This window comes from Streptomyces sp. NPDC047017 (genome assembly GCF_040644175.1).
Lineage (GTDB): Bacteria > Actinomycetota > Actinomycetes > Streptomycetales > Streptomycetaceae > Streptomyces.
In genome coordinates this window covers 25,224-41,063 of the sequence record NZ_JBEYVW010000011.1, presented here as the reverse complement: position 1 = coordinate 41,063, position 15,840 = coordinate 25,224, and the positions used below count along the sequence as shown (strand labels likewise).

The following is a 15,840-nucleotide window of genomic DNA, read 5'->3' as shown; positions in this document are numbered from 1 at the left end:
CATGGTCAGCGATGTTCGCGTGATTCTTGCTGACCGCGGGTAAGGTTCCGGGCAATTTGTTCACGGGCCCGCCCGTGTGTTGCTTGGCCGGGGCGGCAAGGGGTATCACGAGGTACGAGCACCGAGAGGCCTCGCCACTGCGCCACCCTCGTATGATCTCCGCCGAAAGAAGTTGATCTCCCCTCATGCCACACGTCTGCGAAGCGGGCGGAGAGCATGCGCAAGTGTGCTCCGAATGTTGCCTGAAGTGCGACCTGCGATCTACCCTCCGGGAGATCTCCGACACTTTGAGCAGGATCGAAGAGAAATGCGATGGCGGACGCGGAGATTACGGGAGTCTCCCGCACATTCCCTCTCCGGCGGCGCAGTCCACGAAGCGGCACGACGACGCATGGGTGTTGGTACGGCAGCTCACCGCCCGGGAGAGGCAAGCGGTCGGATTGCTCGTCACCGGCGCCTCCAACCGGATCATCGCGAAGAGGATGGGTCTCTCCGAGCGCACGGTCAAGAACCACCTGCAGTCCGCCTACCGGAAATTACAGGTGCACAGTCGCTCGGAGGCGATCCTGAAACTGGTGGGCTGGGCCGACCGGAACCCGGTGGACCCCACACCGCCGGCCGCCAGTGAGGCGGCACTCGATGACCTCCAGGGCGGGCCCAGCCGACGGTGACGGCCGGCTCGTTGGCGAGGGAGGCGATGCCGTCCCCGGCAGCAGGCCGGCCGGGGACGGCAGTTCCCAGGCGGTGCCGGAACCGCGGGTCAGGAGAGGAACGCCGCGGTGGTCCAGATGTCGCCGATCGCCTCCTCGATGCACCGGGAGTGGAAGACGGCCTCGTCGGGGTCGTCGCCGCGGTCCAGGCCCTCCTGGGCTACTTCCAGGGCGAGTTCGCGCAGCGCGTCGTCGCCCGGGTCGTCGTAGTAGGAGAGGAACTCGTCCGGAACCACGGAACCGGTCTCGCGGACACTGTGGGCCACGGCCGTGCCACCGGCGAAGTACACCGTCATGTCGGTGTGCAGGCAGAGCGCGGCGGCTGCCTGGCTGCCCGTCAGTGCCACCCAGGCCAGGGCCCCGCTGAAGGCGTGGGCACCGCGCTCGGCGGGCCGGCGCGTCAGGTCGGCGTCCGTCATCCCCAGGGACCGCGCCACCTCGTGCAGCTTGGGCGTCGCGCCGTGGACGAGGCTGATGACGCTGAGCCAGAGTTCGGCGGCGCGGTGCCCGGGGAAGCGGGACAGCAGGGTGCCGTAGGCGGCGAGTTCCGCGCCGTGGGACTGAGCTTCTATGGCGGTCAGCCGCCGCAGGTACCCGGTGACGTCTCCGCCCCGGTCGACGGCCTCCACGAGGCGGTTGCCCACGGGGTGGACGAACCGCAGCCGTTCGATCTCCGCGACCGCCCGCTTGACCTCGGCGTTCTGTCGTGCGTTCATGGCGTCTCCTCTCGCTTCCGTTCTCTTCCGTTCTGCGGCCGCCGTCACGTGGTCCGGTGGTGCGCGTCCGGCCGGTCCGGCGGGGTCTGTGCCCGGGGCGGCGGCAGGTAGCCGACGTCCCGGAGATGGCGGAGGCTGCCGTCGATCAGCCTCGCGTCGACCGGTGGGCACTCCAGTGCGCTCCCGGCCGTCGCGCGCTCGGTGTTGGCCCGGTCGAACCGGGGGAATGTCCCGGCGAAGTGCAGCTCCTCGACCGACATCCCGGCGCCGCGGGCCGGCTCGGTGAACAGGCCGATGTACGGGGCCATCGGATGCCCGGGGTCGGCGGCGGTCCGTTCGGAGACCGCGGCCACCCAGGCGTCGTACGGAACCGGCTCGACCCGGTAGTCCCGCGCCCGCAGCCGGTCGACGAGCAACTCCAGCCGTGCGGCACGTGGGTTGGTGATGTGGTAGACCCGGCCGTCGGGTTTCTCGTGGCGGAGGACGCGGGTGATGACGTCGGCGGTGTAGTCGACCGGCACGAAGTCCAGGGGGAGCGGGACGTCGGGGGCCAGGCCGCTCTCGGCGATCGTGCGGAACAGCGCGCACATCATGGTGTCGGTGTTCCAGATGCCCCGGTCGGTCGTGCCGGTGATCTCGGAGGGGCGGTGGATCGCCACGGGCAGTCCCCGCTCGGCCGCCTGCGTCATCAGGCGCTCCGCCACCCACTTGGTCTCCAGATAGCCCTGCGAGAGCCGGTCGGGGTGAGCGAGGGGAGTGTCCTCGGTGACCTGCCGCACCCCGGCGGCGCCGAAGCCCGCGAGGACGCCCATGGTCGACACATGGTGGACGGTCTTGCGCCGGCCGGTGCCCGCCAGCTCCAGGACCGTGCGGGTGCCGTCCACGTTGACCGGGGCCAACGCGCGGTAGGGGTAGACGAAGTTGACCCGCGCCCCGCAGTGGACGATCACACCGCAGGCGCGGGCCAGCTCCTCCCAGTCCGCGTCGCCCAGTCCCAGCCGCGGTTCGGCCAGCTCGCCGGGAACAGGCACGACGCGGCCCTCGCAGACCGCGGGGTCCAGGCCGTAACGGCGCATCCGGGCGGCGATCCGGCGCGCGCCCTCTGCGCCGTCCCGCGCCCGGACCAGGCAGTGGACCCGGTCGACCGCCCCGCTGCGGACGAGCCGGTCGATCAGGTACACCCCGAGGAAGCCGGTGCCGCCGGTCAGCAGGACGCTGTCCGGCCCTTCCCGGGGGTCCTTCGGGGCGGTGAATCCGAGGGCGGGGTCCAGGCGTTCCTCCACCGCGAAGTCGGGCCGGTCGTCCGCCCCGGCGGCATCTCCTCCGTGCTCGGCCAGCTCGCGGGCGCGGCGGGCGAAGACGGCGAGTGAGGGGTTGTCCAGCAGACTGCCGACCAGCTCCCCGCTGTGCTCGGCGCCGACACCGAAGTGCTGCCGGGCCGCCGCGGCGACCTGGGTCGCCAGCAGTGAGGTGCCGCCCAGGGCGAAGAAGTCGTCGTCCGGGCCCACCGAGTCCACCCCGAGCCGGTCGCGCCAGATCCGGGCGACCGCCTCCTCCTCGGGGCCGGTCGGCTCCCCCTCGGCGCCGGCCGGCTCCTTCCCCGCACCGGCGTCGGCCGGGCCCCGCTCCGCCGCGAGTTCCAGCAGGCGGTCCCGGTCCACCTTGCCGCTCGCGGTCAACGGCAGCTCGCCCGTGGCGACGATCCGGGCGGGCACCATGTACTGGGGCAGCCGGTCCCGGGCCAGCTCATGGAGTTCCTCGACGAGAGCCGGGACATCTGTCGACGGGGCGCAGGCCACGGCGGCTCCGAGCTGCTCGCCGGCGCCCTCGCCCAGCACGTCGACCGCCGCCTCCCGGACCTCGGGGTGGTCGCTCAGCACGGCCTCTATCTCCTCCAGTTCGACCCGGAAGCCGCGCAGCTTCACCTGGCGGTCCCGCCGGCCGAGGAACTCCAGGACCCCGTCCGGGCGCCAGCGCGCGATGTCCCCGGTGCCGTAGAGCCTCCCGTCGGGCGCGTCCCCGAACGGATCGGGCAGGAACCGCTCGGCCGTCTTCTCCGGTGCGCCGAGGTAGCCCAGCGCCACGCCGTCGCCGCCGAGCCACAGCTCGCCCTCCTCGCCGGCGGCCGCCAGGCGCCCGTCCCGCCGCACGACGTAGGCGGTGGTGTCGGGCAACGGGCGTCCGATGGGCACCAGCTCCGCATCGGGCGGCAGCTCCGCCACGACGTGGCTGACGCAGATCACGCCGGACTCCGACGGGCCGTACCCGTTGACCAGGCTGCCGGGACCACCGTGGTGGAGCACCGCCCGCACCGCCGAGGGACTGAGCGTGTCCCCGCCGGCCATGAGGCAGCGCAGGCCCGCGAACATGCCGGGGTCGTTCTGCGCGTGCTGGTGGAACAGGCCGGAACTCAGCCAGGCCACCGCGATGTCCCGCTCGCGCAGCAGCCGGCCCAGTGCCGCGCTGTCGAGCAGGGCCCGGGGCTCGGGCAGGACCAGGCAGGCGCCGTTGAGCAGGGTGCAGAAGAACTCGTAGCAGGAGAGGTCGAACGTCGGGTTGCTCGTCGCCAGCAGCCGCTCTCCGCGCCGGGGGATCGCGGGATGGTCGGCGGCGGCCAGCCGCACCAGGCCGCGGTGGGTGCAGAGCACACCCTTGGGTGTGCCCGTCGAGCCCGAGGTGTGGATGACGTAGGCGGCGTCGGCCGCCCGGCGGTCTTCGGCCCACCGGGTCGCGCGCGGCGGCAGTGGATGGGCGGCCGCGTCGTCCGTGGTGACCCGCGAGGCGGTGACGGTGTCGGGCAGGACGGTCCCGGGCGCCGCGATCACGTGCCCGGTCCCGGCAGCCTCCAGCATCCCGGCCAGGCGTGCCGCGGGGTGGGCGGGGTCCAGCGGCATGTACACACCGCCGGCTTCGAGGATGCCCAGCGCCGCCACGACGGCGTCCGGCGAGCGTTCCAGGAGCGACGCGACCGGATCGCCGTCGCGGACGCCACGGGACCGCAGATGGGCCGCGGTCCGGCGCACGCGTTCCCGCAGCTCGCGGTAGTTCCACCGTCCGCCGTCCCACAGGACGGCGGGGGCGTCGGGGGTGCGTTCGGCCTGCTCGGCGAAGAGCGCCGCAAGGAGTGCGTCCCGCGGATAGTCGGTGGCCGTGGTGTTCCACCGCCGCACGCGGTCGGGCACCGGGCCGTGGGGTCGCCTGTCACTGGGCACAGCGGAAAGCCTTTCGATTCTCGGGTGGGGGAGGCGGGGAGGGGACGCTCGCGTACGGTCGGCAGGGCGCGGCGACGGTCGCGGTGCGTCACTCAGGTGAGCAGGACCTTGCCGGTACGGCCCGGTCGCGACGCGTGGCCGAGGGCGGCGGTGTATTCGTCCAGGGAATAGCGGGCGGCCACCTCCAGGCCCGGCAGCCCGGCGGTCACCGCCCGGCCGACCTCCTCGGTCACGCGGCGAACGGCCGTGGGCTCCAGCCGCTCCAGCCGTTCGGGCAGCCAGAATCCGGTGACACGCACCTGCTGGAAGATCAGGGACTCGGGAGGCACCGGCAGCGGCCGGCCCGAGAGCATGCCGTAGGAGACGAACCGGCCGCCCGGCCGCACCCACCGCAGCGCCGCACCGCCGAGGGCGCCGCCCACGGAGTCCAGCGCCGCGTTCACCGAGCGGCCCCCCGTGGCTTCCCGGGCGCGTTCCGCCAGCTCGGTCCCGGTCCGGACCAGCAGCGGCACGGCGCCCGCGCGTTCGAGGGGGCGAAGCTGCTCCTCCCGCCGGACGCAGGACAGGCAGCGGATGCCCTGCCGCTGGGCGAGCCAGGCGATCATGCGACCGACCGCTGAGGCACCGGCGGTCAGCAGCACCGAGTCATCCGCGCGCAGCCCGAGACCGGCCAGCAGGAGGTGAGCGGTGAACGGATTGACGGTGAGCTGGCAGGCGGCGTCCAGGGGGAGGTGGGCCCCCACGGGGATGACGTCCTGGGCCGGCGCGCACACGTACTCCTGCCAGGTGCCGTCGGCGGCGACGGCCACCCGGGTGCCGGAGGCCGGACCGGACGTCTCCGGACCCACGGCGTCCACCACCCCGGCTCCTTCGAAGCCCGCGGCGGCGACCGCACCGGTGCCGCCCGGGCCGTCGGACCGCGTCTCGAAGCGGGCCCGGCGGCCGTAACACCCCTGGATGAACAGGAGGTCCGACGGGTTGACCGGACGAGCCGTCACACGCACGCGCACCTGTCCGGGCCCGGGCTCCGGCCGCGGCACGTCCACCTGGCGCAGCACCCGGGCGGGGTCGCCGTGCCGGTCGAACACCAGGGCCTTCATCGCTCGTCGCCCGTTCCGGGCCGGAACCGGCCCAGCTCGGCGCCGAGGGAGGCGATGGTCGCCTTCCCGGAGTGCACCAGCTTGTTGACCAGGACGTAGGAGGCGACACCCGAGTCGAGTGCCGCGGCCAGATGCCCGGCCGAGCCCGCGCCGCCCGAGGCGATCACCGGCAGCCCCGACGCGCGGGCGACGGCCTCCGTCAGCCGCAGGTCGTACCCGGCGGAGGTGCCTTCCTGGTCCGTGCTGTTGGCGAGTACGGCCGCCAGCCCCAGTTCCCCGTACCGGCGGGCCACGTCCTCGGCCCGGAGCGCGGTGGGGGTGTCGCCGCCGTGGATGAGGACGCGCCATCCGCCGTGGGCGTCGGCGGCACAGTTCAGGACGCCGAGGAGGCGCTCACCGCCGAACTCGGCCGCGGCCGCCTCGATGAGATCCGGGGCCTCGGCCATGCTGGTGCTCACCGAGACCTTGTCGGCGCCCGCGCCGAGCAGTGCCTCGCAGGCCGCGAGCGAGGGCAGGACGCCCTGCTGGACGGAGACCAGCGGGGCGAGGCCGGTGGCCCGCACCTCGCCCAGCAGCTCCGGCAGACGGCCGATGCCGTCCCACGGGTCGAGGACATCGAGGAACACCGCGGCCGCGCCGTCGCGCGCGTAGTCACGTGCGATCGCGACGACATCGAAGGGATCGGAGAGACCGGGGTGGCCCGCCGGTTCGGTCGCCTGCCCGCCCTCGACGTCGATGCAGGGGACCACCACCTCGGCCCAGCGCGACCGGGGACCGGCAGAAGTGCTGTCGTGCGTCATGGTTCAGTCGCCTTCCTTACGGTGTCGGAGCCGGCGCAGCCGGCCGGCGTCGGGCGCCAGACGTCCGGCCACGGCGGCGGCGGAGGCCATCGCCGCCTCCTGGGTGTCGATCGGTGTGGTGGGCCGCCCCGCGAAGAACAGGCGTTCCCGGTGGGACGCCGACGCCAGCCGGCGCTGCGCCCGGATCGCTTCCGGGGTGGGCAGCAGGGCCCGGTAGGCGGAGCGGGCCAGCTCCCGGCGCGGCCGCCCGGCGCGGTGGGTGACCTGGCTGACGAACAGGTCGGCGCCGTACGCGGGCCCGTACCAGGCGGTGGTCTCGCTCCAGCCGTCCCGCACGGCGGTGTTGACGGTGGACCAGGCCGCGCGGTCCGTGGGCATGCCGAACGGGTCGCTGTGCAGCGCGTAGGCCAGCTCCCGGTACGCGACGGCGGCCAGCAGGCCACGCAGCTCCTCGGTCCCGGCCAGGGGAGCGAGCGCGTCGCGGGCGCGGTCCGCGGGCAGGGCGAGGACCACAGCGTCCACGGAGTGCAGGCCGCCGACGGCGTCGACGAGCGTGAAGCAGCCGCCCTCCGCGGTGATCGCCCTCAGCGGCGTGCCGACCCGCACGGTCACGGTGCGCAGGTCGTCCGCGAGCGCGTGGACCAGTGCCCCGGCGCCGCCGCGCAGGTACGTGACCTCCGGCGGGCCGTCCTCGCTCCGCCGCGGACCGGTGAACGGCGCGCCCGCCGCGCGTGCGGACAGACCGCGAGCCTCTTCGAGGGTGCAGCCGTGCAGGGAGGCGGGCAACGCGCACAGCAGATCCGCGGCACGGTGTGCGTCGCCAGGCCCCGATTCCAGGGCATCGCCGAGCGTGCTGTCCCAGTCGAGGTCCTCGGCCTCCCAACGTGCCGCCTCCGCCGCGAACCAGGTGAGCGCCCGCCGCACCGGGCCGTCCGGCGTCACCGGGCGTGAACCGGCCCCGGGCCCCGCCGAGGAGACCCACGCCGGGGCCGGTTCCGGCTCCCGGGTGAGGGTTCGGGTGGAGGGGCAGGTGACGAGGTCGTCGGTGGTCAGGCCGACCTCGCGGGCGACATGGCGCCAGACCGGGAAGGAAGCGGGCGCCGTCTCGCGGACCCCGAGGTCCACCGTGTGCGTCCGTCCGTCACAACGGACCTGCACGGAATCGGCGTTGCCGCCCAGCCGCGGCCGTGCCTCCAGGAGCACCACGTCGTGCAGGCCGTCCAGGAACCAGGCCAGGGTCAGCCCCGCGAGCCCGCCTCCCACGATTCCGATGCGCATCGCAGCCCCCTCAACCGGCCACCGGGGCAGCCGCGTCCGCGCCGCTCACGGGGGATCGGGGACGAGGAACGGAGAGACACCCGGCCCACTCCGCACACCGCGCGGACAGCATGGGACCGGCACGGCCGTACCGCCTGGCTCGCTGCATAGTCATTCCTTCGAAACTCACGGTGTGGCAAGGGAATTGATTTCCATGCGACCGCCGAGTTCCCGAGCCTTTCCGCCGCACTCCAGGCAACCGCCAGTACCTTGGTTCGAGACCCAGGTACTTAAGTACTGTTTGCCGAAGCGAGAAAAGAGGTGAAGAGTGAAAAACCACCGCGCCACCGTTCCAGGCGCGGGGAAAAAGGAGGCACGCGTGCCCGAGGGCCGAGACCTGGACGCGGAGCTTCCCCCGCAGGACTACACGCCGGAACTCCTCGCGGCCCTGCGGCAGATCGAACGACTGCTGCGTGACCTGCTGCCGCTGCTGGAAAGGCTGGAGGACACGGCGCCGACGCCCACCGGACCGGGACCCCGCACCGAGCACGGACGGACCGGCCCGCCCGCGCCCGAACCGGCAAGGCGTCGGCGTCTGACTCCCCGCGAGGAGGAGATACTGACCCTTCTGCTCACCGGAATGTCCAACCGAGCGATATCCCGACGGATCGGCCTCACCGAACGCACGGTGAAGAACAATCTGCACGTCATCTATCGCAAACTCGACGTCACCGGCCGCGCCGAGACCATCGCCCGCTTCCTGAACACAGCCGCGCCCCGGCAACGGGACCCACGAGCCGACAGAAACATCCCCGAAAGCCACGGCCGCCCGGCTGGGTGAGGACGTGACGGGCGGCCCTGGGCGGGCATCTGCCTCGCCGCCGACGCGGACGCCACGGGAAGACAACCGTGCGCCCCAGGACCACCGGACCGGACTCGGGCACGCGGTCCCGGGGAACGCGGCGGTCCCGTACGGACGCACCCCGTGTTCCTCGCCGCCCGGCGATGCCCGAGGCCGCCGGTATCACCCCCGAGCCTCGATCTGCCTCACTCGCCGAACAGATCGGCGTCGCAGGGCTCCACGACCTTGCTGTCAGCGGATGAGCTGATCCCACCTCACCGAGAACTCCCCATGTCCGGTCGGCGTCATGACGCCGTGCGGCGAGGTGGAGACAGTGACTATCTCGTCGTCCACCCAACGCACCGCCTCGCACCGCAACTCAAACACGCACGCCCTCGCATCCGAACAAGGTCGACAAGCGGCGTCAGTATGCCGCGCCGCGAGACCTCAACTGACGAGATGCGGAACAGTCTTTGGCCTGGGAATGTGTGGCTTCTCAGCGTCCGTGCCATCTCCTTCGCTCGGCGGCCGGCCTGCGAGTGCCCTGTCCCCGCCGGGCCTCTTGCGAAGTGAAGCGGGAGTAGAGCGTCGGCACGGCGACGTCGGCCTCGGCGGCCACGACACGGATGCCCACCTGGCCGTGACCGCGTTCCACGAAGAGCCGCAGCGCAGTGTCCGCGACCTTCTCGCGGGGCACGGCCCTTGCGTTCACGGCGGCCCGGTCGGCACGGCGGACCCGTGAGCCCGTACCGCCCGCACCACTCCGCACCGCCCGCCTCCGGACCGGTCGACACCGCGCGGCCCGGCCGGGCTCACTTGCTGGAGATGCTCCACGTACCGTCGCCGGCCTCAGCGGCGTTGTGGAGGGCGGTCCACGCGGTGTTGTCGAGCTGGAGGGCGTCGAGGAGGTAGGCGGAGATCGCGTCGGCGACGAGGCCGACGCGGGCGGGGTCCTCGTCGGTGGTCTCGGCGGCCATCTCACCGGCGACGCCGCCCAGGGTGTGCTCGCCCTCGGCGACGGTGAGCAGGCTCTTCGGGGACGGGCTGAGGTGGTAGGCGTCGGTGAACCACTCCGGCCCGCGGGTGGAGAGCTGAGACTGGTCCTTGCCGCCTGCGACGACCAGGGCAGCGGTGGTCATGGTGGAGTAGTCCGGCCGCATGAACGGGAGGTGTTCGGCGGCGAACGGCGTGAGCGTGTCGCCGGTCCCGGTCGCGGCGATCAGTGCACCGGCCGAGACCGCGGGGTGGGAGAAGCTCTCTCCGGGGATGCCGTCGGCGTCGAGCACACGCGCGCCGAGGACCGCGCCGACGGTCTGGGCGCCCCAGGAATGGCCGACGAGCGCGATGCGCTCACGGTCGACGCGGGACTCCAGGCCGCCGGCCCGGAGGAGGATGTCACCGAGGCTGTCGAGAACCGCGTGGAGGTCGGTGATCCGGACGCGCCAGACGGTGGCGAAACGCGGGTCGTCCCACCCGATGCCGTTGCGGCGGGAGTCCAGGTGGGTGGGCTGCACGACGACGAATCCGGCTGCGGCCCACCGGTCGACGAGCGGCTCGTATCCGTCCATGGACCATGCGTTGCCGTGGGAGAACACGATGACGGGCAGGTTCTGACCCGACAGCGGGGCGGTGACCTTCACCTGAAGGTCGACACCGCGCCCGGGCGCGGGAACGGTGATGGGCTTGACCGAGACGATCCGCTGGTCGAGGCGGCTGGAAGACATGGGAACCTGCGCTTTCTGCCCGGGATGGCTCTGCCATACTTTGGCGGAGCGCCGTTCCGCCAACTTAGCGGAACGATGTTCCGCGAGTAAAGGGAGAGCCTCATGCCGGAATCGGTCGGAGTACGCCAAGCGCAGGCGCGGCGCACCCGCGGCGGCGTGCTGGCGGCCGCTGCGGCGGTCTTCGTGGATCAGGGTGTCCAGGCCCCCATCCGTGACATCGCCGAGCGCGCCGGCGTCGGCGTCGGGACGATCTATCGACACTTCCCGACCCGGGCGGACCTCGTCACCGCCGTCTACCGGCACCAGATCGACACGTGCGCCGCACTCGCGCCCCAGCTCCTGGCGGAGTCGGCCGCTCCGTTCACCGCGCTGACCCGCTGGGTGGACGCGTTCGTGGAGTTCTTGGTGACCAAGCACGGCCTCGGCGCCGCGCTGGGGACCGGTGACGCAGGGCTGGAGAATCTGCACAGCCTCATGCTCGACACCTTGGTCCCGGCCTGTGCGACTCTGCTCGACGCCTGCGCCGCCGCCGGCGAACTCAGCCCCGGCATCACCGCCTACACGCTGATGCGCGCCATCGGAAACCTCTGCATCACGGGCCCCGACTACGACCAGGCCGACGCCAAGCGCATGGTCGCCCTCCTCCTCACCGGATGCCGTGGCAAGGCATAGCGACAGGGCCCGCCCCGGCCTTCCCCGCCTGCTGCGGGCAACGTCGATCTCCGCCTGGGACATGGGGGCGTAGAGCCCTCCGGGCAACGGCTGGAGGCCGCAGCCACTCGTCGGTATGCGGCGGCATGCCCCGGAGCCTCGGGCCGGCAGCGCCCAGCACCCGACCTGGACAACCCCTACCTCGCACCCGACCTGGCAGCCGCTCGCCCGACTCCGCCCGGGGAGGCGTCCGACGTCTTCGCGCCGGGCGTCCTGCTCCTCACCCCGCGCCAGGACTTCCCGGCGGTGGAGGACCAACTGCAAGGCGTCCTGCAGCGGTGCACGGACGACGATCCACGCGTACGGCCCCTGCCGCACGTCTCCCGAGTCATGCGCGCCCAGGCGAACGCACCCGCCTCACGCTTCTCCGACAGGCATCCCGGACATCCGGCACAGGCGGAGACGAACACTCCCCAGACCTTGCTGCTCAGCCACGCCGGTGTCGACCGCCCCTGGGCCGAGTGGATCGCCTGGCATCTCAAGGCGGCGGGGCACCACGTCGTCCTGGACATGGCCGGGGTTGCCGCGCGGGACGCGTTCGCGCGGCAACCGCAGAGCGCCGCCCAGGCCGCCGACGCCGTGATCATCGGCCGGCCCGACGTCCCCGGCGTATGGCCCCTGCGGTCGCTGCTGACTGCGCACTTGACCACCGGCCACGTCGGGGCGGCCGAGCGGTGAGGGCCTTGGTGAGGCGTTCGGTGACCGGGTGGCCGGGGCCCAGCACGCGTACGGCGCGCAGGCCCGCGTTCTCAAGCAGGGGAACGGCCTCCGGCACCCGACGCAGTCGGTGCGGGGCGAGTGCGATGTCGTGGACACGAACGCGACTGAGGTCCGCCCGCAATCTCGCCGGGGGGCCCAGCAGCCAGTCGCGGGCCCGTTCCTCTCCGGAAACTCCCGGCACAACCGCGCGAAGCGTTTCCCCGCTGCTCCTCTTCTGTTCGCCTCGCCTTGCTACTTTCCCGACGTCCCGGTCCCGTAGCAGGAGAGGTACGTTCATGAGCGCCCCGGCCCACCGCACCTCAGCACGGCGATCCGGAGCCGTTGTGACACCGGACCGGCAGCGCTCGGACCGGAGCCGGGCCGGGAGCCTGCCCGGGAACTCGGCGCAGCGCGCCGTCCTCGCGCTCCAGTCCAGCGCCGGCAACCGGGCCGCGACCGCGACGGTGCAGCGCGCCAGGAACACGCCGGGAGAGCAGGGGACAGCGGGCGGCAACGCGCCCGCCCGAACGCATAGATATCGTGACCGGATCTCCGCGGTCCTCGACCGGCTCAAGAAGCATCTTGAGTTCATCGACACCTTCGTCAAGGGCGTCCAGGTCCCCGCCAACTCAGGTTTCTCCCAGCATGCCTCCGCCACAGTCAATGACGGCCTCAAGCACTCCGCCGCCGCCTCCGGAGGCGCGGCCGGCTCGGAGAGCCTCGCGGCGGAGACCGTCGGCGCCGTGCTGGGCGGCCTGGAGGCGGCCAAAGCGAAGAAGGACGCCGACAAGTACAAGAGCGGGGCCGCCTTCCACGGGGCGAACAGGAAGTTCAACTCGAAGATGGGCGAGGCGGTCGTCGGCGCCGCCAGCGCGGGGAACAACGCCCTCAGTGTCGCCAAGGAACTGACCAAGGCCGAGAAGGCGGCGCACGCCATGCAAGCGGCCGAGGTGAGCGGTATCGGCTCCAGTGTCGTCGGCGCGGTGAAGGGAACTCGCGCCGCGCGCCGCTTCGGACTGACGGCCCGCAAGTACCGCACTCTGCAAGGGCTCGAAAAGCCCGACCGCGCCGACGAGGGGGCTCTGGCCCGACTGAACCAGGCGCGTGAGAACGCCGAATGGGCCGCGGCCGAGGCATACGTCGCGCTGGACGCCCAGTGGGACCACGGGGGCGAGGACATACGGGAGCGTGTGTCCGACGCGATCGACGCGGCCTGGTCGGCGATGGGCGAAGCCCGGGACGCCGCCAAGGACCTCCGGGGCGCCGAAGACACGAACTCGATGAACACGGTGCTCACGTACGCGCTCGCCAAGCAGCGCAACAAGATGGGCAAGCAGGCGGTCACCGCCCTGGGCGAGTCCACCAAGGCCGCGGGCGGCATCGTGACAGCGGTCGCCGCCACGGCGGGAGGAGCGGGCCTGGCGACCAACCCGGTCGGCTGGGGCCTCGCCGCCGGCGCGGCCGGCCTCATCCTCGGTGTCACCGCCTACAAGGCGGCCCGCGCCGGCATGAAGCGCTACGACGGGGCCCGCCATCCGGAACGCTGGGCGGCGGAGGACGCGGCCCCGGCGCAGCCCGCCTCCCGCGAGGACGCGCTGAAGGAGGCCCTGAAATTCTGGAAGAAGGTCGAGAACGGCGAGCGCAAGGCCATGGCCCGCAAGATCTACGCCCTGGCGGCGGGGCCGGACATCAAGGGGAGCGGCGACACCACCACCGAGATGCGGGACTCGGCCAGAGCCCTCCTCGTCGCCCTCAAAGCCGGTCCCACCAACCAGCGGCTGAGCCCCGAGGAATGGGCGGACTCTCTCAACGACCCGGCGAAGAGCGCCGCCTGGGTCAAGGAGATAGCGGAACAGCTGTCCTCCGCGTGACCTGGGACACGACCGGCCACGCTCGGTAGCATGCGGCGCATGGCCATCAGACTCGAGAACGTCGGCATCGCCGTTCGGGACCTCGAAGCAGCGATCTCCTTCTTCACCGACCTCGGCCTCACGGTCGTCGGCCGTGACACGGTCCGCGGTGAATGGACCGACACCGCCGTCGGCCTCGATGGCAATCACGCCCACATCGCGATGCTCCAGACACCGGACGGTCAGGGCCGCCTCGAACTCTTCGAGTACATCCACCCCGAGGCGATCGAGTCGCAGCCCACTCGTCCCAACGACATCGGCATGCATCGCGTCGCCTTCTCGGTCGACGACCTCGACGTAGCCCTTGAGGCAGCCGCCAGGCACGGATGCCGTCCGCTTCGCGGTGTGGCGACCTATGAGGACGTCTACAAGCTCACGTACGTCCGCGGTCCCAGCGGCATCCTCGTGATGCTGGCCGAAGAGCTGAAGAAGAACTGAAGAGCTGAAGAGCCGAGGGCTGTTTCAGGCTCTGGATCGCTTCCTGCCGGAGGAAAGCACTCCAGGGGTGATCCGGCGCCACCCGCCACCCACCACCCGTCACCAGGGCACGGGCGTCCCGTCCCAGGAGAAGAAGCCTCCGGTAGGGCCGTCGTCAGGCAGCAGGGCCAGGCGGACGGCTCCCCGGGCCGCTTCGGCCGGGTCGCCGCCGGCAGCGGCGGCCCGCGGGTTGAGGTCGGTGGCCCGCAGGCCGGGGGCGAGCGCGTTGACCTTGAAGCCGTCCTCGGCCAGCGTCTGGGCGTACAGGACGGTGAGGGCGTTGAGGGCGGCCTTGGAGGACCGGTAGGCAGCGGCGCCCCCGCTTCCCGGGGTGAACTGGGGATTGGGGCCGGTGCTCCAGGTCAGCGACGCGGTGCCGCTGGAGACGTTGACGATGCGCGGGTGCGGGGACCGGCGCAGGGTGGGAAGGAAGGCGTTGGTCACCGCCACCACCCCGAACACGTTGGTCTCGTACGTGCGCCGGAACTCCTCGATGCCGGTGTCGGCCGGCGGGGCGAGTGACGGTGAGAGACCGGCGTTGTTGACCAGCACGTCCAGGCGGTCGACCTGGGCGGCGGCCCGTGCGATGCCTTCGGGGTCCGTCACGTCGAGGACCAGCGGCCGGGCGCCGGCACCGATCTCCTCGACGGCCCGCCGGCCACGCGCCGGGTCGCGGGAGCCCACGTACACGGTGAGGCGCTCGGCGGCGAGCAGCCGGGCGATGTGCTTGCCGATGCCCTTGTTGGCACCGGTGACCAGTGCTGTGCGATCGTTCATGGCAACCACGGTCCCCTGGCGGTAGGTGCTCTGCCAGGGACAGTCTGTACCAGGCAGGGGGAGGTGGCAGTGTGGCGCGGCAGGAACTGGCCCGCTTCCTGCGGGACCGCCGGGCGGCCCTGCGCCCGCACGAGTTCGCTCTCCCGGTGACGGGCACCACCCGCCGGACACCGGGTCTGCGGCGCGAGGAGGTGGCCCAGCTCGCGCACATGTCGGTCGACTACTACACGCGGCTGGAACAGGCCCGGGGACCGCGGCCGTCGGCGCGGATCCTGGACGCGCTCGCCCAGGCGCTACGGCTCACACCGGCCGAGCGCAGCCACCTGTTCCGCCTGGCGGGTTCGAGCGCGCCGCCCGGCATCAGCGCCGTGCGGCGGGTACGCCCGCAGGTGGCCCGGATGCTGGAGCGGCTGCCGGGGACCGCCGCCGTCGTCACCGACGCGACATACGGCGTCGTCGCCTGGAACCCCCTGGCCCGGACACTGCTCGGCGGCGATCTCGCGGACGGGACGGCGAACCTGGCCCGGCGCCGCTTCCTGGACCAGGGGCAGCTGTACGAGACCTCCAACAGCGAGGAGTTCGGCCACATCGTGGTGGCGCGTCTGCGCCGGGCCGCCGACCGCTACCCGCACGACCCGAGGCTGACCGCGCTCCTGGGCGAACTGCACGCGGCCAGCGAGGAGTTCCGGGAGATCTGGCAGGCACGTCCGGTCCACGCCCCCGGTCACCGCACCAAGACCGTCGACCACCCCCAGGCCGGCACACTGCGGCTGAACTGCGATGTCCTGCTCGTACCCGAGGACGACCAGGAAGTCGTCCTGATCACCGCCGGCCCCGGATCGCCCACCGACAGGGCCCTGCGGACCCTGGCCGGGCAGAGGACCTGACACGCAGGGCGCGCACAGG

General features: G+C 72.4%; 14 protein-coding genes and 1 pseudogene. 7 read left to right on the top strand and 8 right to left on the bottom strand.

The features are described 5' to 3' along the window. Nucleotides 1-287: 287 nt before the first annotated feature. The gene (locus tag ABZ858_RS19655; RefSeq protein ID WP_361379682.1) at nucleotides 288-671 is read left to right on the top strand and encodes a LuxR C-terminal-related transcriptional regulator; all 384 of its coding nucleotides are present in this window, start codon (nucleotides 288-290) and stop codon (nucleotides 669-671) included. Between the two features lie 89 nt (nucleotides 672-760). Here ABZ858_RS19655 and ABZ858_RS19650 read toward each other — a convergent pair whose 3' ends face one another. The 5 genes from ABZ858_RS19650 to ABZ858_RS19630 form a co-directional block, all read right to left on the bottom strand. After that, on the bottom strand, nucleotides 761-1,426 hold the full coding sequence (locus tag ABZ858_RS19650) for a hypothetical protein (protein ID WP_361379679.1): 666 nt from the start codon (nucleotides 1,424-1,426) through the stop codon (nucleotides 761-763). A gap of 44 nt (nucleotides 1,427-1,470) precedes the next feature. Beyond that, nucleotides 1,471-4,638, bottom strand: coding sequence for an amino acid adenylation domain-containing protein (locus ABZ858_RS19645; protein WP_361379676.1), 3,168 nt, complete (start codon nucleotides 4,636-4,638; stop codon nucleotides 1,471-1,473). A 92-nt stretch (nucleotides 4,639-4,730) separates the two neighbouring features. Then, the gene (locus tag ABZ858_RS19640; protein WP_361379673.1) at nucleotides 4,731-5,738 is read right to left on the bottom strand and encodes a zinc-dependent alcohol dehydrogenase family protein; all 1,008 of its coding nucleotides are present in this window, start codon (nucleotides 5,736-5,738) and stop codon (nucleotides 4,731-4,733) included. After that, nucleotides 5,735-6,538: a HisA/HisF-related TIM barrel protein gene (locus tag ABZ858_RS19635; RefSeq protein ID WP_361379670.1), complete on the bottom strand. Its 804-nt coding sequence runs from the start codon at nucleotides 6,536-6,538 to the stop codon at nucleotides 5,735-5,737. The genes ABZ858_RS19640 and ABZ858_RS19635 overlap by 4 nt, the downstream gene beginning before the upstream one ends. A gap of 3 nt (nucleotides 6,539-6,541) precedes the next feature. Then, on the bottom strand, nucleotides 6,542-7,816 hold the full coding sequence (locus tag ABZ858_RS19630) for an FAD-dependent oxidoreductase (RefSeq protein ID WP_361379667.1): 1,275 nt from the start codon (nucleotides 7,814-7,816) through the stop codon (nucleotides 6,542-6,544). 358 nt (nucleotides 7,817-8,174) lie between these two features. Between ABZ858_RS19630 and ABZ858_RS19625 the strand changes: the two genes are divergently transcribed. Then, nucleotides 8,175-8,636, top strand: a complete 462-nt coding sequence (locus tag ABZ858_RS19625; protein WP_361379664.1) for a LuxR C-terminal-related transcriptional regulator — start codon at nucleotides 8,175-8,177, stop codon at nucleotides 8,634-8,636. Nucleotides 8,637-9,192: 556 nt separating this feature from the next. On the opposite strand, the pseudogene ABZ858_RS19620 reads toward ABZ858_RS19625, so the two are convergent. Beyond that, nucleotides 9,193-9,358: pseudogene (locus tag ABZ858_RS19620) on the bottom strand (TetR family transcriptional regulator); the annotation flags it as partial. Between the two features lie 90 nt (nucleotides 9,359-9,448). Then, complete coding sequence (locus tag ABZ858_RS19615; protein ID WP_361379661.1) at nucleotides 9,449-10,360, bottom strand: chlorophyllase; 912 nt, start codon at nucleotides 10,358-10,360, stop codon at nucleotides 9,449-9,451. 102 nt (nucleotides 10,361-10,462) lie between these two features. On the opposite strand from ABZ858_RS19615, the gene ABZ858_RS19610 reads away from it, so the two are divergent. The 4 genes from ABZ858_RS19610 to ABZ858_RS19595 all read left to right on the top strand — a co-directional run bounded on the left by ABZ858_RS19610 (nucleotide 10,463) and on the right by ABZ858_RS19595 (nucleotide 14,118). Beyond that, entirely contained in the window at nucleotides 10,463-11,032 is a 570-nt protein-coding gene (locus ABZ858_RS19610) for a TetR/AcrR family transcriptional regulator (RefSeq protein ID WP_361379658.1), read from the top strand. A gap of 285 nt (nucleotides 11,033-11,317) precedes the next feature. Then, the gene (locus tag ABZ858_RS19605) at nucleotides 11,318-11,749 is read left to right on the top strand and encodes a toll/interleukin-1 receptor domain-containing protein (protein ID WP_361379655.1); all 432 of its coding nucleotides are present in this window, start codon (nucleotides 11,318-11,320) and stop codon (nucleotides 11,747-11,749) included. Nucleotides 11,750-12,114: 365 nt separating this feature from the next. Beyond that, nucleotides 12,115-13,641: a hypothetical protein gene (locus ABZ858_RS19600; protein WP_361379652.1), complete on the top strand. Its 1,527-nt coding sequence runs from the start codon at nucleotides 12,115-12,117 to the stop codon at nucleotides 13,639-13,641. Nucleotides 13,642-13,680: 39 nt separating this feature from the next. After that, a complete protein-coding gene (locus tag ABZ858_RS19595; RefSeq protein WP_361379649.1) occupies nucleotides 13,681-14,118 on the top strand; it encodes a VOC family protein in 438 nt (145 codons plus the stop codon). Between the two features lie 99 nt (nucleotides 14,119-14,217). Here the strand turns inward: ABZ858_RS19595 and ABZ858_RS19590 are convergent, their stop codons facing one another. Then, nucleotides 14,218-14,934 carry an SDR family oxidoreductase gene (locus tag ABZ858_RS19590; protein WP_361379646.1) on the bottom strand — a complete coding sequence of 239 codons (717 nt, stop codon included), beginning with the start codon at nucleotides 14,932-14,934 and terminating at the stop codon, nucleotides 14,218-14,220. 71 nt (nucleotides 14,935-15,005) lie between these two features. On the opposite strand from ABZ858_RS19590, the gene ABZ858_RS19585 reads away from it, so the two are divergent. Further along, nucleotides 15,006-15,821, top strand: a complete 816-nt coding sequence (locus ABZ858_RS19585; protein ID WP_361379643.1) for a helix-turn-helix transcriptional regulator — start codon at nucleotides 15,006-15,008, stop codon at nucleotides 15,819-15,821. Nucleotides 15,822-15,840 lie beyond the last annotated feature (19 nt).